Genomic DNA, 23980 nt, shown 5'->3' on the forward strand with positions numbered 1-23980 from the left:
GGGCGCCCTGCCTCACGAGAAACGACTATACACATCATGTATACACAGGGTGCATAGGCTTCTCGAGGGCCGCTGCGGGAGAATGAAACACCCTATAACGGAATAGACATGATCGAATCCCACTGAAATCACGCATTGCGCATGACCGGCTACCGGATGGGGCGGCGTCCGGCCTACGGGCGGGTCACCCTGGCGCCGGAAGCATCAGGAGCACTCGAAAGCCACGAGAAACGGGTTCGCCCGATAGACCGCCCAGAAAGATTCGCCCTTCGCCTTGACGACGCCCTCCGGGATCATGGCCGGGTGCCAGGTCAACTCGGTGAAGCCTGCCGCGCCGGCCGATTCCTCGTACGCCTGCCGGTCCCAGCGCGTGAAGCGCAGCTCCGTGGGCGGGTCGGTCAGGATCTGCACGGACAGATCGGTCTTCCGCTGCAGGGTCTCCGCAGCCATGACGCGCAGTCCGTAGGGCTCCCAGCTCGGGCCGTACGGGTCGAAGTCCGGTCCGACGGTGACCGCGACGAGACGCCCTCCCGGGGTGAGGTTCGTGCGGATTCCACGGAACATCCGTGTCATCTCATGGATGCTGGAGGCGTAGTTGAACAGCCATACCGCGGTGGCGACATCGAAGGAGCCCAGGCACGGCATGCGGGCCACGTCGTGCACGTGGTAGGTGATACCCCGGGGCTCCTCGCTCTCCGCCCGGCGGGCGAGGGCCACCATCTCACCGGAGATGTCCACCCCGGCGGCCGTCGCCGCGCCCAGCTCTTTGACGAGCCGGGTGTAGTGACCGAATCCGCAAGCCAGATCGAGCACGCGCGCTCCACGGATGTCCCGGAGGAGGCGGCGCACGGTGTGCTCCTCGGGAACGGGGACGTGCCGACGCTTGAAGGCCGCGTATTTCTCACCCACGGTGTCGTACTGCGCCGATGCCGCGATCGGCCGGGAGCTGTTGTCCGGTTCTGCAAGCGTCATGATTCTCCGCACCCGCTCAGAACGTTCCGGAGCGCGCCATGTTTTCCAGCGTCCGCGACAGCGTCTCCCTGAACGCTTCCTTCGTGTGCCGCGCCTGCGGAGTGTCGGCGAACACGGAGTTCACACACAGACCGGTGTCGTTCCGGTGGAAGAAGAAGCAGATGCCATTGCTGTGCGACACCCAGACATGCTTCCTGGCCTTCCACGCGGCGTGGTTCCCCGATCCCGGGGTCTTCCTGAAGTCGAGATAGGAAAAGAGATTCACGGCGTACGGCCAGGAGCTCATCGCGGAGTACTGGGGAGCCAGCAGGTGGAGCGCTTTCACGAAGGGTACGTCGACATGCTTCCGCATCTCGCTGGACGCGGTCCGCACGTCGGTCATGACCTCGGTGAGGTCCTTGCCCTTCGCCACGGAGAACTCGATGGGCATCGGGTTCGCGAACCAGCCCATGGAGTGCGTGTAAGGACCTTGCCCGCGTCCGCTGACCGGCATGAATCCCCGGTAGACCTCCGGCCCGCCCTCCTTTCTGAGGGAAATCCCCACGGCGGCCAGGAGACCCATGAACAGCCTCCCGTTCGCCGCCCGGCACCGGGCTTCGAGCGCTTCCACCTCGACCTCGGCGAGCAGCGTGTCCGTCTCGTTGACCGCGGGGTACATCCGGCCCGGCTCAAGGCCGAGGTCCAGCGGGAACGGCGGGAAGAAGTCGCCGTTCCGCGCCATGAACGCCTTCCAGTGGTCCAGTCGGTCGTCATCGACATCCATCGACCCGATACGGCGGCGCTGCTCGTGGCTGAAAGTGAGGTAGCTTCCCGCTTCCGGGAGCACCGGCTGCCGGCCGCATGAGAACGCCGCATAGGCCGTGGCGACGTCATGCACGGCGATCGATGCCGACACCCCATCGGTCACGAGATGGTCGAAGGCCAGATACACCGTGGTGCGTTCATCGCCGATCACCGCCCCCATCACGAACAGCAGCCCGGACAGCGCATCGATCTTCCTGATGAACCGGGCCAGGTGGGAACGGAGTTCGACCGACGAATCGAAGTACCCCGAGTCGATCGTTTCGAGCGCGACGTCGTCCGGTTCGAGGACGTCACAGGACAGATCACCGGCGAGCTGCTGAAAGGTGCAGCGCAGCACCTCGTGGCGCCGCACGAAATACAGCAGCGCCGAATCGAGCGCCGGGCGGTCAAGGCGGCCCTGAATTTCGAAGGTGACCACCTCATGGACGAACACGGGGTCGTCCGCCCCATGAGCGTCCTGAGCCGTGGTGAATCCCTCCTCCTGGTTGTACGAAGCGATTCCACGTGGTCGCGCCGCCTCTGCCGCACCGCGCGGTTCCATGGCACGCACCCTCCATTCGACGGCGCACCCAGGGAAGACATCCAGTTCTGCGACGGGGATCTGAAGCACCGGACGAACAGCCTTTCTGTCGCTGTCACAGCAGGAGGGGCAGTACGGCGTGGCATAGGGGCGGCACGGAACGGTCCGGGTCGAGGGCGTTGCGGACCAGGCGCAGGGTGATGTCGTCGTAGACGGCGTTGAAGTGGTCGGTGAGGTCGAGTGGGCACGCGTCCTGGGCCAGGATGTTGACGACGTTCGCCGCGCGCGGGAGTTGTGCCTCGCAAGACCGGGTGTGCGACCGGCGAGCGGTAGCAGACCGTACACGTGCACGCCCTGGCTGGCAGGTTCGATACCAACCATGCGGGCGACCTTGGACCGGCCGTGCAGGCGGTTGATGTAGTACAGCGGCAGCAGACCGTCTTGGGAGTGACCGACGAGGTCCACCTTCGGGGCACCGGTCGCGGCGCGCACCCGGTCTACGAAGGCGGCGAGTTGCCGTCCTGAGTCCCGCATCGGCCCCAGCTGCTGGAACGGACTGCCCTCGACGCCACCGTAGTTGAACCCGAACACGCAGTAGCCGTCGCTTCGCAGCTGTGGGGCGAGCCGTGACCAGGTGGCGTAGACGTTCTCCAGGGTGCCGTTCACCAGGACCACCGGCCGAGGATGGGCGGGGCCCGGCGCCCAAGCTGCCATCAGCCGGACGATCCAGCTCATCCTCACACTGCGCTCCTTCGCCCCCACAAGGGATTTGCCGGTCAGAACGTTCCGGAACGCGCCATGGTCTCCAGAGTCCGCGTCAGGGTTCGCCCGAGTGCGGCCTTGGTGTGACGGGCCTGTGGCGTGTCGACGAAGATCGAGTTCATGTAGAGCCCGGCGTCGTTCCGATGGAACCAGAAGCAGATGCCGTTGCTGCGCGACGCCCAGATATGTTCCCTGGCCTTCCAGACGGCGTGATTCCGTGACCCTGGGGACTTCCTGAAGTCGAGATAGGAGAAGAAGTTGACGGCGTACGGCCAGTAGCGGATCGTCGTGTACTCCACCGGGGCCAGCAGATGCCATGCCTTGACGAAGGGCACATCGGCGTGCCGTTGCATCTCGTCGAACGCGGCCCGTACGTTGCCCATGATCTCCGCGAAGGACTTGCCCTCCGCCACAGAGAATTCGATGGGCATCGTGTTGATGAACCAGCCCATGGTGTGGGCATAGGAACCCCGGCCCCGCTCGCTGACCGGCATGACTCCTCGGTAGACGTCCGGCCCGCCCTCCTTCCTGAGGGAGACTCCCACGGCGGCCAGGAGGCCCATGAACAGTCTTCCGTCCGCCGCCCGGCAACGGGCTTCGAGCGCCTCCACCTCATCGGCGGCGAGCAGCATTCCCGCGTCGTTGACAGTGGGGTACATACAGCCCGGTTCGACCCCGAGATCCAGCGGGAACGGCGGGAAGAAGGCGCCGCCGCGCGCCATGAACGCCTTCCAGTGGTCCAGCCTGCTGTCCTCGACGCCCATCGAACCGCTACGACGGCGCTGCTCACGGCTGAAGGTGAGGTAGCTTCCCGCCTCGGGGAGCACCGGCTGATGGCCTCGTGAGAACGCCGCGTAGGCCGTGGCGATGTCGTTCACGGCGATCGGTGTCGACAATCCGTCGGTCACGAGATGGTCGCAGGCGAAGTACACCGTGGTGGACTCGTCCCTGATCACCGCGCCCATGAGGATCAGCGGCCAGGACAGAGTGTCGACCTTCTGAAAGAACTCGTGCAGGAAGGCCCGGAGTTCGGCGGCGGAGTCGGCACTCCCTCTGTCGATGAGTTCCAGCTTGACGTCGTCCGGTTCGAGGATGTCACAGGACAGATCACCCGCGAGCTGCTGAAAGGTACAGCGCAGCACCTCGTGGCGCCGCACGAAATACAGCAGCGCCGACTCGAGTGCCGAGCGGTCGAGCACCCCGGGGATTTCGAAAGTCCCCGCTACGTAGGCGGAAATCATGTCGTTCGCGCTTCGGGCGCCCTGCGCGACAGCGAAATGTTTTGCCTGGTTGTACGTCGTGGTCTGGAGCTGCTGCGCGGGCTTCTCGGAGAGGCTCCGTTTCGCGGAAACCATCTGCCATTCAAAGATGTGTCCGGGCGCGAACTCCACGTCTTCGACGGACACCTGAAGCACGACGACTCCTCCCGTTGCCACCGTTCGGCCCAACGAGCCAACCAGCTGGACGGATACGGGCCAGGCACGCACCGGGCACCGGGGCCTGTGGACAGCGCCCCAGTGCCCGGCCTTCAGGAAGCGTCGATCACCGGTTTCGCCGGACGCCCGAGCGCGGCCGCAGCAGTGCCGCCGCCAGGATGGCCGGGGTGGTGAGCAGCAGAGTGAACGTGACCATCGAAATGCCGTGAACCTGCTTCTTGTTCATCGACGGGACGGCATTCCGGTAGATGGGGTGGTGGCCCGTGGAACCTTGCGGGCGAGCGGGTGCCTTCGGGGCCGAGATCGGCGGGACCGCCGCGGGAGCCGGGGCGGGGCGGGACGGCGCGTTGGCGATGGGGGCGGGGCCCGGCGGGAGTTGGGCGGGTGGTGCGGGAGCGGGTGCCGGGGGCGGCGCGGGCGCGGGAGGCGGGGGTACGGGCGCGGGGGCCGGAGGAGCCGGAGCCGGAGGCACGGGCGGTACGGCTGGTGGCGGGGCGGGCACAGGCGGCACCGGAGCGGGAGCAGGCGGCGGGGCTGGGGCAGGAGGTGCGGGCGCCGGGGCACCGGGCGGAGGCGGTGGAGGCACGGGGGCGGGAGCCGGAGGCGCAGGGGCCGGTGGGGCGGGCGGTGCGGGTGGAGCAGGAGCAGGTGGCGCCGGAGCCGGAGCTCCCGGCCCCGGCGGCGGTACGGGAGCCGGGGGGCCGGGATTGGGAGGGGCGGGTGGTGCTGGTGCAGGCGGAGCGGGGGCGGGTGGTGCTGGCGCGGGTGGTGCTGGAGCCGGCGGTGGGGCGGACGCCGGAGGCGCGGGGGCAGGCGGCGCCGCCTTACGGCACTTCAGCCACACCTCCGCATTCGCTCTCAGAACCTCCGCGGTGATGTCCAGGCATCCCTGGCCGTTGTCCGTCACTTCCGCTTTCGCGGCGCCGCCCAGCGCGTTCACAGCAACATGCGAAAGCGGATGCGGCGGCAGCAGCGGTGGCAGGTTGTGCAGGACGGCGGTCAAGGACGTGTTGCCTATCGCGGCATGCGCGCCCCCGTCGTCCGCCGCCGCCCCGCCCGTCACCGTGAGCACGGCAGCCGTGGCCATCATCACCGCGTATCCAGTTCTCCGCCACCCCGTCATGCGGAACAGCCTGCACGTCCGCGGCGCATCCAGGGTGCGTTCGCACCAGATTCCTCCGATGGGCGGAAAATTACCTCAACACACCCCGCCCCCTCGGTGCGTCAGCTCGTCAATTTGGGGCCCACGATCGGGAACTTCGGGTCCGGGATCGTCAGGTAGCCGAAGACCGTGTCCGCCGCCGCCTTGCCGGAAGCCGGGCTGAGCTCGATCTGCTGGGGCGCGGCGTCCACGGCCGTGTCGAAGTTCCGCCGGAACAGCGGCGTCTCCGCGAGCGAGTTCAGCGTCTCCCGGGTCAGTTTGATCGTGACCTGCGGCGGGCCGGCGAAGCGGTCGGCGCCCTCCACGTAGACGAGCACGCCGTTCCGCAGCGTAGTCGTGCACTCCTGGCCGGTGTCGCTGATCACCCACCGCAGGACGATCGGCGACCGCTGCTCGTCCGCGGCCTTCGGCCCGTCGATGCTCCTGGCCAGCATCGAGAAGTACTGTTCCAGGCTGGTGCTGCGCACCAGGTCCGCGGAGCTCTGCGTGGTGATGAGCGGCTGCGGGCCGCCCACGACCTCCTCGGCGCCGGTGAGGAAGAAGTTGCGCCAGGTGCCGTTCTCGGCGCCGTAGCCGAGCTGCGTCATGACCTGGGCCTGGAGCTGTTTCGCCTGCTCCAGGACCGGCTCGGGTACCTCCGGGTTCCCGTCGCCCCGTCCGGCCGCGAAGATCACGTGGTTGAGGATCTCGACGGCCCAGCGGAAGCCCTCCGTCGTGTCGAGGGCGAACACCCTTCGCGCCTCGTCCACGACGGCCTGCGGGCCGCCCATCGCCGCGACGTACCGCGCGCCGGACTCGCTCGGTGGCAGGTTCCACAGGTGGGCGGGGTTGCCGTCGAACCAGCCCATGTAACGCTGGTAGACGGCCTTGAAGTTGTGGCTCAGCGAGCCGTAGTAGCCCTGGCTGTACCAGTGGTCGGCGATCCCTGCAGGCAGGTGCTGGAGCTTCTCGGCGATCTCGATGCCCGTGTAGCCGTCGTTGATCAGCCGCAGCGTCTGGTCGTTGAGGTAGGCGTACATGTCCCGCTGGTTGCTGAGAAACGTGAGGATGTTCTCCCGGCCCCAGCGCGGCCAGTGATGGGAGGCGAACTCGACCTCCGTGTGCTCCCCGAAGGTCTGGATCATCTCGGTGAGGTACTTCGACCAGGCGTGCGCGTCGCGGACCTGCGCTCCGCGCAGGCTGAGGATGTTGTGCAGGGTGTGCGTCGCATTCTCCGCCGCGCACAGCGCCCTCAGCTCGGGGAGGTAGATGTTCATCTCCGCGGGTGCCTCGGTGCCGGGCGTGAGCTGGAAGACGAAGCGGACGCCGTCGATCGTGCGGCGGTGCAGGCCCGGCGTCCACGGGATGACGTCCGCGGGCGACCAGTCCTTGCTCAGGACCGCCTCGGCGCTGCCGATGTAGTCGGTCGGCGGGATGAGCGAGACCTCGCCCGTGGAGATCGTCAGCCCGAGGCCCGCGCCGACCTGGCCCGTCGGGGCCTTGGGCAGTTGGGCCGCGTACATGTACTGCGCGCGGCGGGCCATCGCCGGGCCGGCGTAGATGTTCTCGCTGACCGCGTGCTCCAGGAAGCCTGCCGGGGCGACGACGGGGATGCCGGGTTCGAGGGTGTCGTTCTTGTCGTGGAACAGGCCGCGGGAGCCGCCGAAGTGGTCGACGTGGCAGTGCGTGTAGATGACGGCGACGATGGGCCGTGTGTCCGACACATGGTTCCGGTACAGCTTGAGTGCGTGCTTCGCTGTCTCATAACAGGCCAGCGGGTCGATGACGATGATGCCCGTGTCGCCCTCGATGATGGTCATGTTGGACAGGTCGTAGCCGCGCACCTGGTAGATGGCACGGTTCCCGGAGGACGCGACCTGGAACAGGCCGGCGATGTGGGTGAGTTGCCCCTGCCGGAGCAGGCTCCCGTTGACCGTCGGGAAATCCTCCCGCAGGCCCGGGTCGAGGAACTCGTACGCCTCGAAGTTCCACACCACCTTGTCCGGGTGCTTCCGGGACGGGATGGCGGGGATTTCGGGCACGGCTATCAGGCCGTACTGGGCGTCCTTGAAGTCGTCCCCGTTGTCCTGCCTGACCGCCGTGCCCGTCTTGCGGTTCGCGTCCGCGACGGACGCGGAAGGCTCGATGGGTTCGGAGAGTCCGGACATGCGTCTGCCTCCTTGTGGACATGCGGGATCACCGCACGCTGGGGAAGAAGTGCGTGAACCGTGCAATGACACAGGCGACGGTATGAAGGTGTGTGACGCACGCACAAGCAACCGATCCGGCCAAGCTGATCAGTGCGAGGCCATCAGCCGCTGGCGCAGAGGGCACGCTTTCCCGCCAACGGCACGCGAGTTCGCCTCTTTCCCGATCTTCCCGGGCAAGATCGTTCCCATGTCCGACTCCTACGCTGACGACGTCGTCTTATCCGCCGCCCCCGGGCAGGTCTCCGAGCCGCTCGGGCCACCGCCGTACGCATGGCGTTGGGTAGCTCTGTGGGTGATCCTCGCCGCTGAGGCGATGGACATGCTCGACGCGTTGGTGGCCAACATCGCGGCGCCGTCGATCCGTGCCGAGCTGGGCGGCGGGACGAGTGTGACGCAGTGGCTCGGTGCGGCGTACGCGCTGGCGATGGCGGTCGGGCTGATCACCGGTGGGCGGCTGGGTGATGTCGTGGGGCGTCGGCGGATGTTTCTCGTCGGGGTGTCCGGGTTCACGGTCGCCTCGCTGCTGTGCGCGGCGGCCCAGTCGCCAGGGGTGTTGATCGGTTCGCGCGGGCTGCAGGGGCTGTTCGGCGCGGTGCTGATCCCGCAGGGGCTCGGCCTCATCAAGGAGATGTTCCACGGCAGGGAGGCGGGCAAGGCGTTCGGGATGTACGGGCCGGTGATGGGACTGTCGTATGTGGGCGGCCCGGTGCTGGCCGGATGGCTGGTGAGCGCCGACTTCTTCGGGGCCGGCTGGCGCATGGTCTTCCTGATCAACCTGCCGCTCGGGCTGCTCGCGCTGTTCGGCGGGTGGCGGTTCCTGCCCGAGTCGGGCCGTACGGCCGCGACGCGGCTGGACCTCGTCGGGGTGGTGCTCGCCTCCGCCGCCGCGCTGCCGGTCGTCTTCCCGCTCGTGCAGGGGCGGGAACTGGGCTGGCCGGTTTGGGTGTTCGTGTCCATGGCGGCCGGGGTGGCCCTGTTCGGGCTGTTCGGCTGGTACGAGACGCGCACGGCGCGGCGCGGCGGCGACCCGCTAGTGGTGCCGGGGCTGTTCCGCAAGAGGGCCTTCTCGGGCGGATTGGCGACGGGCGCTGTCCTGTTCGCCGCGGTGGCGGGTTTCTCGCTGGTGCTCAGCCTGTTCCTGCAGTCGGGGCTCGGTGCCACGCCACTCGAAGCGGGTCTGGCCGTGCTGCCCTGGTCGGCGGGGACCGTCGTCGGCTTCGTCGTCGTGCAGGTGCTGGACGGCTCGGGGGCGCTCGACCGGCTCGGCCGCGGGCTCGTCCAGGCCGGTGTGGTGGTGATGACGCTGGGCACCGGTGCGTTCGCGCTCACGCTCCAGCTCGTCGGCGCGCGGGTCACGGTGTGGCATGGCGCGCCGGCGCTTGTCGTCATCGGGCTGGGGATGGGGCTGGTGATGGGCCCGTTCTTCCATACGGTGCTGGCCGCGGTGGAGCCGCACGAGACGGGCTCGGCCGCCGGGACGCTGACCGCCGTGCAGCAGCTGGGCAGCGCGCTGGGAGTCGCGGTGCTGGGCACGGTGTTCTTCTCCGTGCTCGGCGGCCAGGTCGCCGGCGCCGCGGACACGGCCGCCCCCAGGGCGCTCGGTTCCGCCGGGATGACGGGTGCGGAGCGGTCCGCGCTCGTCGCGGCCCTGCGCGAGTGCGGGCGGGAGACCGCGGAGTCCAGGGATCCCGCGACGCCGCCCGGCTCCTGCCGTCGGCTGACGGACGGCCCTGCCGCCGAGGCCGGCCGGACGGCGGTCAGGCTCGGCTACGCCGGAACCATGAAGATCACCCTGGGCGCCGAGGCCGGACTGCTCACGGTCACGCTCCTGGCCTCCTTCCTGCTCCCCCGGCCGGGCCGGACCCGGGACCGCTAGCCGTCGGCCGTCAACCTCTACAGGCCGTCGACGTTGCCATCCCTTGCGTGACGACGGTTGGCCGGAGCGTGATGTTGGTGGTTGACAGACGGAGCAGAAACGTCCAGTCTCATCAGCTGAACAACCCGTCATAGCCAGACTGTTGATGGTAAATCCCTCAACAGATCTGTTTTTCAGGGCATTTCGCCCGCCCGATCGCTCGGATCGCGGTCCCGTCGCACGGGTCCGGCCCCGGAGATCTCCACCGCGCACAGCGCCATCGAGTAGCACCACCGAGACAGGGAGACCGACCCATGCTGCCCACCATGCCGCACGACGAACGCGCACGCTTCCTCGCTGACCTGCACGTCGGCGTTCTGGGTGCGACCGACACCCGAGGCACCCGCGCGCCCCTGCTCGTGCCGGTCTGGTACCACTACGAGCCCGGCGGGGAGGTCGTCGTGCAGACCGGCCGGGAAACGATCAAGGCCCGGCTCCTGCGCGCGGCGGGCCGGTTCAGCCTGTGCGTGCAGGACGAGAACCGGCCGTACCGGTACGTCAGCGTGGAGGGCCCCATCACCTCGGTCACCGACCCGGTGGACCCGGTCCTGCGCGAGGCCATGGCCCGCCGCTATCTGGACCCCGAGGAGGCCCGGGCGTACCTGGCGGCGACAGCGGATCAGCTCAAGGACGACATCACCTTCCGCATGCGCCCGCAGCACTGGCGCACCGCGAACTTCGCGGCCTTCGCCGCCGAGTTCGCCGAGGACGGCAAGAGCGGCTGACGCCCCGCACGGCGCACGTCAGGCAATGGATGACATGACACACCCCGCACCCGAAGCGAGCAGGAATTCATGGCAGATATCGACGTTTTCGTCCGAACGGCTCCCATAGCCTCACCGGCTCCGGCCGGCTCCACCGACGCGTACGGCCCGGACGTGCCCCCTTACCCGCGGGACCGTCGCATTCCGGAGCTGTTCGAGGTGCAGGCCGCGGCCCGGCCGCGGGCGCTGGCGGCCCGGCACGGGGATCGCACCCTGACCTACGGGGAGTTGGACGCCCGCTCCGACGCCCTCGCGGCGAGCCTGCTCGCGCGGGGCGTCGAGCCGGGTTCGCCGGTGGGTGTGTGCGGCAGCCGTTCCCTAGAGGCGTTGGTCGCCCTGCTGGGCATCCTCAAGGCCGGCTGCGCGTACGTACCGCTCGACGAGGACCTTCCGCCCGCCCGGCTGCGGGCCATGGCAGAGGACGCCGGGCTGCGCGCGGCCGTCGTACTGCCGGGCAGCGCGGGCCGCGTGCGCGGACTGCGCGTCCGCGTCGATCTCGACGCCGTCGACGGCACTGTTCCCGCGGGCTCGGCCCCCATCCGGGTCACCACCGCATCCGCCGCCGACTGCGCCTATGTGGTGTTCACTTCCGGCTCGTCGGGCCGTCCCAAGCCGGTGGCGATCCCGCACCGCGGCGTGGTCCGACTGGTGCTCTCCGACCGTGAGCTGCCCGCGCCCGGCCCTGGCGACGGCGTGCTGCACGCCTACGGCCTGTCCTCCGACGCCTCCACGATCGAGATCTGGGGCGCGCTGCTCACCGGCGCCTGCCTGGTCCTCGCGGACCGTGAGGACCTGCTCTCGCCCACCGCGCTGGAGGAGCTGTTCCGGACCCAGGGGGTGACCGTCGCCTACCTCACGACCAGTGTCTTCCACCTCGTGGCGCGGACCCGTCCCGAGGCCCTGGCCCGGCTGTGCTTCGTCTCGGCGGGCGGGGAGGCGATGGACCCCCACCTCACGCGTGCCGTTCTGGCGGCGTGCCCCGACACCACGGTGGTCAACTTCTATGGCCCGACGGAGAATTCGGTGGTCTCCACCGCCCATGTGGTGCGTGCGCTGCCCGCCGACGCCACGCACGTCCCCATAGGCCGCCCGTTCGGCGCGTCCACCTGCCACGTCCTGCGCGCGGACGGCTCGCCCGCGGCGCCGGGCGAGGAAGGGGAGCTGTACGTCGGCGGGGACGGCCTGGCCCTGGGCTACCTCGGAGACCCGGGGCTGACCGCCGAACGGTTCGTCAGCCTGCCCGCGATCGAGCCGCACGGGCCGCTGTACCGGACCGGCGACCGGGTCGTACGGGACGCCGACGGCCTGCTGGAGTACCGGGGGCGGCTCGACCACCAGGTGAAGCTGCGCGGCGCCCGCATAGAACTCGACGAGGTCGAGGCCCGCCTGCGGGCCCACCCCGAGGTCGGCGAGGCCGTCGTCCAGGTCGAGTCGGGGGCACTGACCGCCTACGTCACCGCGACCCGCCCCGGTCACCCCCTGCCGCTGCCCGACCTGCGCCGGTACTGCGCGGACTGGCTTCCGTCACAGGCCGTCCCGGCGCTCGTGGCCATGGAGCACTTACCGGTCACCAGCGGCGGCAAGGTCGACCGCAGCCGTCTGAAGGCCACCGCCCCGCTCGTCGAAGTACCGGACGGCACGAAGGTCGAGGGCGTGCTCAACGCGGTCACCGAGGTGTGGCAGCAGGTGCTGCGCGTGCGCCCCGCCCCGCAGGACGACTTCTTCCTCCTGGGCGGCGACTCCCTGCTCGCCTCCGAGACCGTCACCCGCACCCTCGCGGTGCTCGGCCTCGATGCCGGGCTGGGCTCCACCCTGATCAGGGCCCTGCTGGCCGCGCCCACCCTGGAGGGCTTCACCGCGACCGTACGTGAACTGCGCGGCGGCGGTGCGGCGCGGCCGGAGCCGACCGTCGACTTCGTGCGCGAGAGCGAGCTCGGCTTCGAGCTGCCGCCCGCGCAGGGCCCGGCCCCGCGCCCGGACGATCCGGCGGACGTGCTCCTCACGGGCGCCTCGGGCTTCGTCGGCGCGTTCCTCCTGGAACGCCTCCTGCGCGCGACGTCCGCGCGCGTCCACTGCCCCGTACGGGCGTCGAGCCGCGCGCACGCCGGGCAGCGGGTGCGCGACGCGCTCGCCCGCTACGGTCTGTGCCCGGACGAGGCCGCGTGGCAGCGGGTGGAGTGCTTCCCCGCGGACCTCGCGGAGCCCGGCCTCGGCCTCTCCCCCGAGCACGCCGCCGAGCTGTCCCGCAGTGTGGACCTGGTGGTGCACAACGCCGCCCGCGTCAACTTCCTCTACCCCTACGAGCAGTTGCGGCAGGCGAACGTCGAGGGTACCCGGGAGATCATCCGGCTCGCCGCACCCCGGCGGGTGCCCGTGCACTTCATCTCCACCGTCGCCGTCGTCGCCAGCTTCGGCACGGCCGGTGTGCACGAGGTCGACGAGGACGCCCCACTGGCCCACGCGGACGGGCTCACCATGGGCTACGCGGAGAGCAAGTGGGTCGCCGAGGGCGTGCTGCGCGCGGCCGCGGAGCAGGGGCTGCCGGTCGCCGTGTACCGGCCGTACGAGGTGACGGGCGACAGGGTGCACGGTGCGTGCAACACCGAGACAGCCATCTGCTCGCTGTTCAAGACGATCGCCGAGACCGGCCTCGCCCCCGACATCGAGCTGCCGATGGACTTCGTGCCCGTCGACCACCTCGCCGAGTCCGTGGTCCACATCGCCACGCGCCGCCCGGCCACCGGGCGGACCTTCCATGTCACCAACCCGCGCCCGGCGATGCTGGCGGACGTCCTCGACCGGATGCGCGCGGCAGGCTGCGAGGTGCGGACACTGCCGTACGGGCAGTGGGTGGGCGAGCTGGTGCGCCACGTCAGCCGGAACCCGACCAGCCCGACGGCGCCGTTCGTGTCCCTGTGCGTGGACCGCAGCCGCAACGCCGACATGTCGGTCAAGGAGATGTACGTCAAGGGCACGTTCCCGGTGCTGGGCCGGCGCAACGCCGAGGAGGCGCTGGCCGACAGCGGGCTGGACTGCCCGCCGGTCGATTCCGCCCTGCTCGACCGGTACTTGGAGTACTTCTTCTCCTCCGGCTACATCAGGCGGCCGGTGCCGGAGCACGGTGCCCCGTCCGGAACGGAGCACACCGCGTGAGTGACACCGAAGCACTCGTCCCCGTCCCGGACGTCGAACCGGGCACCGCAGGGCCGCCGTGCGCCTACGCCCGGCTGCGCGCCGAACAACCGGTCGTCAAAGCACAGTTGCCCAACGGCGAGACGGGCTGGCTGATCAGCCGCTACGAGGACGCGCGTGCCGCCTTCGCCGATCCCCGCCTCGTCCGGCCGCTGCTCTCGGCCTGGCCGCCCCGCGAGGAGGAGGACGCGCCGCCGCCGTGTCTGCCGACGTTCCTGGAGATGACCGGCGCACACCACGAGCGCGTGCGCCGCGCCGTGCTGCCGCTCTTCGGCCGGCGCCGGCTGGAGTTCATGGAGCCCCGGATCCGGACGATGGCGGAAGAGCTGATCGACACGATGACGGCCTCGGCCGAGGGCCGTACGGCGGATCTGATCGCCGCGTACGTCGAGCCGCTGCCGCTGCGGGTGCTGTGCGAGACGGTCGGGCTGCCGCACGAGGACCGTGACGTGTATCTGCCGCACACCCTCACCCTCCTCGGCGCCGCCGGGCTGTCGATGGAGGAGGTGCTGGCGGCCCTGTACGCGCTGCAGGACTACGCCTCCGAGCTGATCGGCCGCAAGGAGCGGGAGGAGGGCGAGGACTACATCCACCTCCTGCTGGCCGAGAGCCGCCGCGCGGGCAGCGAGCTGACCCGTGACGACGTCGTCAGCTTCGTCGTCACCATGCTCATGGCCGGCTACAAGACCAATATGCAGCACACCGGCAACGCACTGCTCGCGCTGCTCACCCACCCCGAGCAGATGCGGAAGCTGCGCGACGCCCCCGAGGGGATCGGCACGGCGGTGGAGGAGCTGCTGCGGTACGTCCCGTTGATGAACGCCATCAACATCCTCGTCGCGGAGGAGGACTTCACCCTGCACGGGCAGCGGATCCGCGCCGGTGACGCGGTCGTCCCGGTCCCCGCCTCCGCCAACCGCGACCCGGCGGCGTTCGCCGACCCGGACAGCCTCGACCTGACCCGGACGCCCAACGCGCACATCGCGTTCGGGCACGGGCCGCACGCCTGCACCGGGGGCCATCTGACCCGGCTGCAACTCGGCACGGCCGTGCGGGTGCTGCTGGAGCGGCTGCCCGACATCGAACTCGCCGTCCCCGCGGAGTCGATCCCCTGGGACGAGTCCACGCCGTTGCGCGCTCCGGCGCGGCTGCCGGTGCGCTGGTGACCTGCCCCGCCGCCCGCCCACCACACGAGAGAGGCCCGAAGACATGACCGCACCGGACGCACACGCATCCGAGGAAGCCCTGCCGCACTACCCCTTCAGCACCCGGGGCGACCGGCTCGCCCCCGAACTCGGTGATCTCCGGGGCCGCTGCCCGGTGGCCAGGGTCAGCACCAACTCCGGCGGCGAGGCGTGGCTGGTCACCGGCTACGAGCTGACCCAGCAGGTGCTGCGGGAGCGGAAGTTCGCCCGGTCGGTGCTGGGCGACCCCGACAGCCCGGGGCAGGACGCCCCGATCCTGGCCCCCGAGCTGCTGGACGCCATGAACCACCTCCAGCGGGCCGGTCTGCGCGACGAGGTGCTCAAGGCGCTCGGCCGCAACCAGCCGGACCTGCCCTCCGACTGGGTCGCCGAGGTCACCCGCGAGGGCCTGGACGCGATGGTCCGGGAGGGCAATCCGGGCGATCTGCAGCGCCACTTCGCGGAGTGGGTCGCCGCGCAGTGCATGTGCCGGCTGCTCGGCCTGCCCTTCGAGGACCGTGAGTGGCTCGCCGTGCGGGCCGACCTCGACCTGACCATGGTGACGCCCACCAACGAGGAGCTCGCCCGCAACTGGGAGGAGATCCGCGTCTATGTGCACGAGCACATGGCCGCCCGCCGCCCCGGGGAGCCGCGCGGCCTGCTCGACCGCCTCGCGGACCTCAACGACATCCAGCACGGCCTCACCGACGAACAACTGTCGAACATCGGGTCGGTCCTCTTCGTCAGCGGCTACGAGGACTTCGCCGGCTTCCTCGGGGTCGCCGCGTTCAATCTCCTCCAGCACCCCGAGGTGATGAGCTCCGTACGCGCCCGGCCGGAGACGATGCCGGGCTGTGTGGAGGAACTGCTGCGGTGCAGCGTCGTCCTGGGCAACGCGATTCCGCGCTTCGTCACCGAGGACAAGAAGCTCGGCACCGAGGCCGTCAAGGAGGGCGACCTGATCCTGCTCTCCCTGGACGCGGTCAACTACGACCCCACCGCGTTCACCGACCCCGAAACCTTCGACCCCACCCGCTCCCCCAACCCCCATATGCGCTTCGGCTACGGCCGCCACCACTGCCCCGGCGCCCACCTGGTGCGCAGCCACTCCGACACGGCTTTCCGCGTCCTGCTCGACCGCCTGCCGGACATCCGCCTCGCGGTACCGGCGGACGAGGTGCCCTGGCACCCCAACCGCATGGCGATCATGGCTGCCTGCATTCCGGTGACGTGGTGAGAGCCTCCCGGCACGCCACGCCGAGGTGGGTCAGCGGGGCGGCGCGACCGAGGTGAGCGCGGTCTGTACGAGGTGATCCGCGTACGCGGCGGTCAACCGGCCCGGGCGGAACAGGATGCGGTACATCATCGGCGCCACGACAAGGTCCATGACCGCCTCGACGCCCGGAACCTCTTCGCCGCGCTCCGTCGCACGGGCGAGGATCACCTCGACCTGGTCGGCGGCGTACGCCGAGCACTGGCCGGCGTTGGCGCCGTCGGGGTCGCCGAGGAGCGCGTCGCGGATGTAGGCGCGGCCCGATGGGGAGGCCATCTCGTCGAGGAAGTGCCTGGCCCAGGCCGACAGGTCCGCATGGAGGCTCCCGTGGTCGGCGGGGGCCTCCTCGGGGCGGAGGCGCTCGACGGCCACGTCCGACAGCAGCTCCTGGAGGTCGCCCCAGCGGCGGTAGATCGTCGAAGGGGTGACACCCGCGCGGGCCGCGACGGCCGGGACGGTCAGCGCCTCGCGGCCCTGTTCGGCTTCGAGCTCGCGCACGGCGGCATGCACCGCCTCCTGGACGCGGGCGCTGCGCCCCCCGGGGCGGGCCATGGCCTTGGGACTCATGACGCCAGCTTAAAGCAAATAAATTGCTTCTGAAGTGAGCGGCCCCGCGTCTCTCCACCGCCGGGCGCGCCGCGCCGCGCTCCCATCAGGCTGCCACGACGGCCGGTGCACCGAGACGACCGTGGGCCGACTCGTAGGCCTGGCCGACGCGCAGCACGGTGGCATCGCCCATGGGCCTGGCCATCAGCTGCATGCCGATGGGCAGGCCCGCGTGGTCGCGCCCGACCGGCAGGGTCAGCGACGGCACCCCGGTGATGTTCGCGGGCGCGGAGAGGCGGACGTAGGCGTCCGAGACGCTCTCCGTGGTGCCGTCCGCCCATTCGACGGCATTCTGACCGGCCGGGGCGGCCGTCATCGGCACTGTGGGCGCGGCGATCACATCGACCCGGCCGAACACCCGCATCCATGCCTGGCGCATGAGGGCGCGGGCCCGCTGGGCCCGCAAGTAATCACCCGCCGACACCAGTTCGCCTGCTTCGAGGAGCACCCGCACATCCGGTGCGTACAGCTCGGGGACCGACCGCAGCGTCCGCTCGTGGTAGGCGGTCGCCTCCGGGACCATCAGGCCCCATTGGGTCGCCTGGACGTAGCGGGCCATCGGGGTCTGGACCCCGACGAGTTCGGCCCCGAGGTCGGCCATGCGCGCGATGGCACGTCGCACGGCGGTCTCGACCTCGGGGTCGACGTGGTCGAAGTAGTAGTCGTCCGGCACTCCGATCCGCAGGCCGCCGAGATCCTCGCCATGGGTCCGGGTCGTGTCGGGCCCGGTCGGCCCCTGGGCCTCGTGGCCGGTCAGGGCGGAGAGTACGAGCGCCGCGTCCCGCACCGTGCGGGTGAGGGGGCCGACGTGGTCCAGGGACCAGGACAGCGAGGTCACACCGTGCGTGGGGACGAGGCCGTAGGTCGGCTTGAACCCGACGATTCCGTTGAGTGCCGCGGGCACGCGGATGGAGCCGCCGGTGTCCGTGCCCAGGGCGAAGGTGGCCGCCCCCGCGGCCACCGCGACCGCGGAACCGCCGCTCGACCCGCCCGCGACACGGTCGCGGTCCCAGGCGTTGCGTGTCTGGGGTGTCGTCAGCCCGTAGGCGAATTCATGCGTGTGCGTCTTCCCCAGGAGGACCGCTCCGGCACCGGTCAGGCGGGTGACCACGGTGCTGTCCTCCTCGGCGACATGGTCCGCCCTGACCCGGGAACTCGCCGTGGTCGGCATACCGGCGACGTCGACGAGGTCCTTGAGCCCATAGGGGATGCCGTGCAGCGGACCCCGGTGGCGGCCGGTCGCGATCTCGTCCGCCGCCCGCGCGGCCGAGCGAAGCGCCTCTTCACCCACCACGGAGACGTAGGCCCGCAGCTCTTGATCGACGGCACCGATCCGCTCGAGGACGGAACGGGTCAGCTCCACCGGGGAGAGTTCCCCCCTGCCCACCGCGGCGGCCGCTTCGGCGAGGGTCAGCTCAAAGGGACGCATCCGCCACCTCCGGCGCGATGGCGTGGGTGGCAGGAGCTATCTCCTGGAAGTCCAGGTCACGCAGGGTGGCTATTACCGCATGGATGTGGTTCGCGGTGGCGGCCACGTCGGCGTGGCGTTCGCCCTCCAGCGGGAGCCCGGCGCGGAGCGCCCAACGGGCGGCTTCCCGGGCGGTGAGTTCGGCGGTGCTCATGGGTGCCTTTCATGTGCATGCGCGTCTGCTGCTGAGCAGCGACTCGACAGCCACACCCAGCTAACGCGAAATGTTTGCGTTAGTGGACAGTAAGGGACTAGTGTCGACTAACGCAAACGCATAGCTTTAAGAGAAGAGGCGCCCCATGCACGGCCACTCGACGCCCTCACCCAGCCCCGCGCCCCCGACCTGGCGCCTGGGAGACCTCGGCATCCACCGCGTCGACGAAGTGCCCCTGCCCTCGCAGACCGGATCCTGGCTGCTCCCGGCAGCCGGCCCGGACGTGGTGGCCCGAGCGCCCTGGCTGCGGCCCGACTTCGCCGACGAAGCCGGGACTCTGCGCCTGGCCAGTCACAGCTTCGCCTTCTCGGTGGACGGGCTGCGCGTCCTCGTCGACACCGGCATCGGCAACGGCAAGACGCGCGCCAACCCCGCATGGGACAACCTCGACAGCGACTACCTCACGCGCCTGACCACCGCCGGCTTCGCACCGGAAAGCGTCGACCTGGTGATCCTCACGCACCTCCACACCGACCATGTCGGGTGGAACACCCGCGCGGACGGCGGCCTGTGGAAGCCCACCTTCCCCAACGCCCGCTACCTGACGGCCCGGGCGGAGTGGAACCACTGGTCGACGGCGGAGATGGACGATGCCCGGCGCCAGATGTTCCGGGACTCGGTCCACCCCGTCAAGGACGCCGGTCTGCTCCACCTCGTCGACGTCCCGGCGAAGGGCACCGAGGTCGCACCGGGCGTCCGACTGATCCCCACCCCGGGGCACACCCCCGGCCACATCTCCGTGGAGCTCCGCAGCGGCACCGCCACCGCCCTGATCACCGGCGACTGCATCCACCATCCCGTGCAGCTGCACGACCCCGGGATCGACAGCTGCGTGGACACCGACCCCCGCCAGGCTGCAGCCACCCGGCGCCGCCTGCTCGCCTCCCTGACCGACACCGACACCCTGCTGCTCGGCACGCACTTCCCCTCACCCACCGGCGGCCGGGTGACATCCCGAGGCGACTCGTACCGGCTCATCCCCTCACTTTGAGACGCCAGGGAGCGGCGAGCGTATTCACCCCCGGCGGTGCCCTAAAATCCCGCCATGCGTCGACGTCCCGCTGTGGCAGTCATCGTTCTGGCCGTAATCGCCATCGCCTCGGGCTGCTCCAGCGGCAGCTCGCCGGAAGAGAAGGTCGCAGCTTCGGCCTCGCCGTCCCCGGCGGCGTCCCAGCCGGACGAGTGGACGGCCAGCCGGATGGAGGGCGCCCGTCCGCTGCACCGCCAGCCCGGGGTCTCCCGTACGCCACCGCCGACCGAGTCGAACGCCCGGGTGGGCGCGGTGTTCGGCCACGACGGGACGGGCGACCACTTCTGCACCGGCAGCGTCGTGGACAGCCCGGGAAAGTCCATCGTCATCACGGCGGCGCACTGCATCCACGCCGGGAAGGGCGGTGGCTACCAGACCGACCTGGCCTTCGTGCCCGGCTACCGCAACGGGCAGTCCCCCAACGGCATCTGGCCGGTCAGCAAGATGCTGGTGGACGACCACTGGGCGCAGTCCTCCGACCCCGACTACGACGTGGGCTTCGTCATCGTCGGCAAACTGGGCGGCAGACGCATCGCGGACGTGCTGGGCGCGAACCGCTTCGGCTACAACGCCGGTTACGACAAGCACGTCCGGATCACGGGCTACCCGTCGAGCGGCGAGGACCCCATCTCGTGCGTCAACAAGGCCACGAAGTTCCAGGCGGACCAGATGAAGGTCGACTGCACCGGCTACAGCGGCGGGACCAGCGGCAGCCCCTGGCTGGCCAATTTCGACCGCGCCACCCACACCGGTGACGTGATCGGTGTCATCGGCGGCTACCAGGCGGGCGGGGACACCGACGACACCTCCTACAGCCCCTATTTCAACGACGCCATCAAGGCCCTCTACGACAAGGCCGTCAGCGCGGGGGGCTGATCCGCCCCCCGCGCCCCGTCAGCGTCTACCCGACGGTGAAGACGGACGGCGGTGTGGGGTTGTCGGCGTTGTCGTAGCCGATGGCGCAGTACGCCCAGGGGCCCTCGGAACCCTTCAGGCTCGCGGGCACTCCCAGGTAGGGCCGGTAGCCCTCCGGGTCGGAGCAGTCGGTTCCGCCCTTCGGCCCGTACTTGACCTTGTACGAAGTGATCTCCCACGGCATGTAGACGGGACGCACCCAGTACGAGGAGTCCGCTCCGGTGCCGAACTGCTGGATATCGACCTGGGGAGCGACGGTCGGCGGGGTGTTGTCGACGCGCGCGTAGGCGTACGACGGGTGTGCGAGCGACTTCGCCCATTCGCCGCCGCCCAGGCGGGCGTCCGGTCCGCCGACGGCGCACAGCACATACAGGTTGTCATGCTTGGGCAGGAGCTCGGTGTACGCCAGGCCCGTGGCGGGCAGGGGCCGGGGCCGGGTGTAGCCGCGCGGGTCGGTGCAGTCGACGGCGCCGAACGGGCCGGTCTTGAAGGCGGCGTACGCGTGGTGCGCGTCCTTGCGCGGTGTGACGCGGGCGTCCCAGCGGGCGGGGCCCTGCGGGGTGTTGCTCTGCGTGTGCTGTCCTGACGAGGCGACGTCGACCTGCTCGCCCCGGTCGAGCCGGCAGCCGCTCCGGTCCAGCCGCAGGCCCGTACCGTCCAGGCAGGAGGCGACCGCGTCGACCGGCGTCGCGTAGACGGTGTTGTCCTTGGGCACCACCAGTCCGGACGCGCTGCCCTCGCAGGGGCGGCCGAGGCCGCAGCCGAGGTAGCCGGGCGTGGACACGGTGTTGAGCATGCCCACGATCTGCTCGCCGCTCGCGGTGGTGACGGGGCCGCCGGATGAGCCGCCGCTGATGCCGAGGCAGTCGGTGCGGGTGAAGTCCCGCCACAGCCAGGTGTATTCGTGCAGGGCCACCGAGGAGGCCGTCACCTTGCAGGCGGACAGCCGCAGATACCGCCGGTCGGGGTCCACACCGTCGGTCGGGGCGTGCGCCGCCTGCAGAGGGGTACCCGGGGCGGGACGGGCGGTGGCGAGCGTGCGGGGCGTCACGTCCAGCCGGGCCAGCTCGCCGTAGGTGACGGACAGCTGGAGCACCGAGACGTCGATGCCCTTCATCGTCGCGTACGCGACGCGCTCGACGGGGAACGTCCTGTGCTCGGCGGCGTTGTCGTGGAAATACGCGGGAGTGAAGCTCCAGTCGGGCCCCGCGGGCTGATCGACGACGACCTCATTGGTCTTCATCGTGTCGCTGACACAGTGCCCGTTGCTCAGGACGATCGCCTTGGCGCCGGGATCCGGCTTGCCCAGGGCATGGACGAGCGTCGCCGTGCAGGTGGTACCACCGCCCCCGACGAGACGGCCGGACGAACGGAACTTCCGCCCGGCGGCGGAGCCGGAGTCGATGAGCGGCGCATCCTCCGGGTCCGCCTGCGCACCGGCCCGGACATCGGCCCGCGACGGCTGCACGGCCTGCGCCTGGCCTCCGCAGATCATCCCCGCGGCGACGACCCCACAGGCACCCACGGCCAACGGGCCGCGTATTCGGGCGAGAACGCGGGGAAGAAAGACGTCTCTCAAGGCGGTCCTCCATGATCGGCGACTCGGGACGCCTCGAACTGTCGCAGAGGCTTCGGCCTCCTACGAGGGGATGGTTCCGCTTTCGGTCATGCCCTGGCCACAGTTCCCAGGCAGCCTTCTCGGGCGAGGGGCGGGCGCCCGCCCCCATCAGTCCCATGCGTTGAAGAGCACCCCGCCCAACGCTGTGATCCCGTAGAAGCGCACCTCCTGCCACTCGCCCTGCGTAAGCACGGAAGTGTCCACATCGGAGAGGGGCATGAACAGCTGCTCACCGCTGAGCACCATGAGCCCCGCGTGGGCGAAGGCGTCAGCCCATGGCGGCGGAGCGAGGAACTCGTCGTTGTAGAGAACCCGGCGTTCCCGGGCGAAGGCGATCCAGGGGTGATGGGCGTGACACAGGATGACGCTCTCGTCCGCGCCGACGATGACCGACGCGGCGTGGAAGGTACGGGGGTACGCCCGCTCCTCCACCTCGCCCACCTTGCCTCCGGCGGCACGGGCGGCCGCGTGCAGACCGGCACGGAAAGCCCGGAGATCCGTTTCGGGAAGCGGGCCGTCCTTCGGCCGGAAGAAGCCCGTCGCGCCCCGCGGCAGGATGAAGCCCGCCTTCTCGTCGTTGACCATGCGTCCATTTTGCCCAGCACGGGTCCGGGCGGGTTCACCACGGCCACCACGCCGCCCTGGCCACCGACGCCATGACCGAGGCACCGCAGCCACGCCGCCGTGCTACGGCCGAAGCCGCACCGGCAGTACCTCCGCGCTGTTTCCCACGAAGCTGGGGTGCGGTGGCAGATCGTGGTCGGGGACGGCGAGTTCGAGGTCCGGGTAGCGGGTGTAGAGCGCTCTCAGGGCGGTTGTCGCCTCCAGTCGTGCCAGCGGTGCCCCGAGGCAGTAGTGCGGGCCGTGGCCGAAGGAGAGGTGGCGGGCCGCGGGGCGGCGGGTGATGTCGAAGCGGGCCGCGTCGGGGCCGTACGCCCGCTCGTCGCGGCCGGCGGCGGTGTACGAGGCGAGCACCGGGGTGCCCCGGGGGACGACCGTGCCACCGATGGTCAGGTCGCGGGTCGGGTAGCGGAACGGGAAGAAGCTCACCGGGCTGTCGTAGCGCAGGGTCTCCTCGACCACGTCCGCCCAGTCGGCCTTTCCCGTGCGCACCAGCTCCAGCTGCTCCGGGTGCGCGCACAGCGCCCGTACCGCGTTGGTGATCAGGTTGAGCGTGGTCTCGTGCCCGGCGACGACCATGAGCAGCAGGGTGCCGGTCAGTTCGCGGTCGGTGAGCCGGTCGCTGTCCTCGGCCCGCGCGGCCAGGAGCGCACTGGTGAGGTCGTCGCCCGGGGCCGCGCGGCGGCGGGCGACGACAAGGTCGAGGATGTCGGCCATGTCGCGGTTGACGGCCAGGGCCCGCTCGGGGGTGGTCGTGGTGCTCACGATGAGAGTCGACAACTGGTGCAGCCCGTCCCGCAGGTCCGGGTCGACGCCGAGCAGCTCGCTGATGACGGCCATGGGCAGGGGAAGGGCGAAGTGCTCGCGCAGGTCGACCACCCCCGCGGCTCCGTAGGACGCGGCCCGGCCGAGCGCGTCCAGCAGACGGTCCGTCAGTTCCTCGACGCGGGGCCGTAGTTCTTCGACGCGTCGCGGGGTGAGGACCTGGGTGACCAGCCCGCGCAGCCGCCGGTGGTCGTCCCCGTCCGCGGTGGTCATGCCCTCGACGGTGGCGAAGGTGGCCAGCGGCCACCCCGGCGGTACGGCGCCCTCGCGCAGTGCCGTGAAGTGGCGGGCGTTCTTGGCGACTTCGGGGTGGGCGAGGAACTCCTTCAGCTCCTCGTGCCGGGTGACCGCCACGGCGGCGACGTCACCGGGCAGCACCACGGGCACGACCGGGCCCCGCGCGCGCAGCCGCTCGTTGGCCGCGTGCTGGTCGGCTCCGGTGGCGTCGAGGCGATGTGGTGCGTCGGATCGGTCCTGCATCTGAGGCTCCTCGGGACGTGGGTGAATGCG

General features: G+C 70.3%; 18 protein-coding genes. 8 read left to right on the top strand and 10 right to left on the bottom strand.

All coding sequences use genetic code 11. The features are described from left to right. Positions 1–204: 204 nt before the first annotated feature. The 3 genes from ABD269_RS12885 to ABD269_RS12895 are packed head-to-tail and all read right to left on the bottom strand — an operon-like array spanning position 205 to position 4449. Positions 205–972, bottom strand: coding sequence for a class I SAM-dependent methyltransferase (locus ABD269_RS12885; protein WP_344117971.1), 768 nt, complete (start codon positions 970–972; stop codon positions 205–207). Between the two features lie 16 nt (positions 973–988). Further along, positions 989–3031: an alpha/beta fold hydrolase gene (locus ABD269_RS12890; RefSeq protein WP_344117972.1), complete on the bottom strand. Its 2043-nt coding sequence runs from the start codon at positions 3029–3031 to the stop codon at positions 989–991. Between the two features lie 41 nt (positions 3032–3072). Continuing rightward, entirely contained in the window at positions 3073–4449 is a 1377-nt protein-coding gene (locus tag ABD269_RS12895) for a condensation domain-containing protein (protein WP_344117973.1), read from the bottom strand. A 429-nt stretch (positions 4450–4878) separates the two neighbouring features. Between ABD269_RS12895 and ABD269_RS12900 the strand changes: the two genes are divergently transcribed. Continuing rightward, positions 4879–5370, top strand: a complete 492-nt coding sequence (locus ABD269_RS12900) for a hypothetical protein (protein ID WP_344117974.1) — start codon at positions 4879–4881, stop codon at positions 5368–5370. A gap of 348 nt (positions 5371–5718) precedes the next feature. On the opposite strand, the gene ABD269_RS12905 is transcribed toward ABD269_RS12900, so the two are convergent. After that, positions 5719–7803 carry an alkyl/aryl-sulfatase gene (locus tag ABD269_RS12905; protein ID WP_344117975.1) on the bottom strand — a complete coding sequence of 695 codons (2085 nt, stop codon included), beginning with the start codon at positions 7801–7803 and terminating at the stop codon, positions 5719–5721. Between the two features lie 229 nt (positions 7804–8032). On the opposite strand from ABD269_RS12905, the gene ABD269_RS12910 reads away from it, so the two are divergent. From ABD269_RS12910 to ABD269_RS12930, 5 genes are all read left to right on the top strand, one after another. Next, on the top strand, positions 8033–9721 hold the full coding sequence (locus tag ABD269_RS12910; RefSeq protein ID WP_344117976.1) for an MFS transporter: 1689 nt from the start codon (positions 8033–8035) through the stop codon (positions 9719–9721). Between the two features lie 293 nt (positions 9722–10014). Continuing rightward, positions 10015–10485 carry a pyridoxamine 5'-phosphate oxidase family protein gene (locus ABD269_RS12915; RefSeq protein WP_301890234.1) on the top strand — a complete coding sequence of 157 codons (471 nt, stop codon included), beginning with the start codon at positions 10015–10017 and terminating at the stop codon, positions 10483–10485. Positions 10486–10638: 153 nt separating this feature from the next. Next, the gene (locus tag ABD269_RS12920) at positions 10639–13677 is read left to right on the top strand and encodes an amino acid adenylation domain-containing protein (protein WP_344117977.1); all 3039 of its coding nucleotides are present in this window, start codon (positions 10639–10641) and stop codon (positions 13675–13677) included. Beyond that, on the top strand, positions 13674–14882 hold the full coding sequence (locus ABD269_RS12925; RefSeq protein WP_344117978.1) for a cytochrome P450 family protein: 1209 nt from the start codon (positions 13674–13676) through the stop codon (positions 14880–14882). Before ABD269_RS12920 ends, ABD269_RS12925 begins: the two co-directional genes overlap by 4 nt. 43 nt (positions 14883–14925) lie before the next feature. After that, positions 14926–16137, top strand: coding sequence for a cytochrome P450 (locus ABD269_RS12930; RefSeq protein WP_344117979.1), 1212 nt, complete (start codon positions 14926–14928; stop codon positions 16135–16137). A gap of 30 nt (positions 16138–16167) precedes the next feature. On the opposite strand, the gene ABD269_RS12935 is transcribed toward ABD269_RS12930, so the two are convergent. The 3 genes from ABD269_RS12935 to ABD269_RS12945 form a co-directional block, all read right to left on the bottom strand. Next, positions 16168–16740, bottom strand: coding sequence for a TetR/AcrR family transcriptional regulator (locus tag ABD269_RS12935; RefSeq protein WP_344117980.1), 573 nt, complete (start codon positions 16738–16740; stop codon positions 16168–16170). Between the two features lie 85 nt (positions 16741–16825). Continuing rightward, on the bottom strand, positions 16826–18208 hold the full coding sequence (locus tag ABD269_RS12940) for an amidase (protein WP_344117981.1): 1383 nt from the start codon (positions 18206–18208) through the stop codon (positions 16826–16828). Then, on the bottom strand, positions 18195–18401 hold the full coding sequence (locus ABD269_RS12945; protein WP_344117982.1) for a hypothetical protein: 207 nt from the start codon (positions 18399–18401) through the stop codon (positions 18195–18197). Before ABD269_RS12945 ends, ABD269_RS12940 begins: the two co-directional genes overlap by 14 nt. 145 nt (positions 18402–18546) lie before the next feature. On the opposite strand from ABD269_RS12945, the gene ABD269_RS12950 reads away from it, so the two are divergent. Together ABD269_RS12950 and ABD269_RS12955 are read left to right on the top strand one after the other, a co-directional pair. Next, positions 18547–19452, top strand: a complete 906-nt coding sequence (locus tag ABD269_RS12950; RefSeq protein WP_344117983.1) for an MBL fold metallo-hydrolase — start codon at positions 18547–18549, stop codon at positions 19450–19452. A gap of 54 nt (positions 19453–19506) precedes the next feature. After that, entirely contained in the window at positions 19507–20367 is an 861-nt protein-coding gene (locus ABD269_RS12955; protein WP_344117984.1) for a trypsin-like serine protease, read from the top strand. 25 nt (positions 20368–20392) lie between these two features. On the opposite strand, the gene ABD269_RS12960 is transcribed toward ABD269_RS12955, so the two are convergent. The 3 genes from ABD269_RS12960 to ABD269_RS12970 all read right to left on the bottom strand — a co-directional run bounded on the left by ABD269_RS12960 (position 20393) and on the right by ABD269_RS12970 (position 23950). Beyond that, a complete protein-coding gene (locus ABD269_RS12960) occupies positions 20393–21985 on the bottom strand; it encodes a trypsin-like peptidase domain-containing protein (protein ID WP_344117985.1) in 1593 nt (530 codons plus the stop codon). A 147-nt stretch (positions 21986–22132) separates the two neighbouring features. Then, positions 22133–22609: a hypothetical protein gene (locus ABD269_RS12965; protein ID WP_344117986.1), complete on the bottom strand. Its 477-nt coding sequence runs from the start codon at positions 22607–22609 to the stop codon at positions 22133–22135. A 102-nt stretch (positions 22610–22711) separates the two neighbouring features. Then, positions 22712–23950 (bottom strand): cytochrome P450 family protein, encoded by a 1239-nt coding sequence (locus ABD269_RS12970; RefSeq protein WP_344117987.1) that lies wholly within the window; start codon positions 23948–23950, stop codon positions 22712–22714. Between the last annotated feature and the right edge of the window lie 30 nt (positions 23951–23980).

Origin of the sequence: Streptomyces blastmyceticus (assembly GCF_039521185.1) — a bacterium.
GTDB lineage: Bacteria > Actinomycetota > Actinomycetes > Streptomycetales > Streptomycetaceae > Streptomyces > Streptomyces blastmyceticus.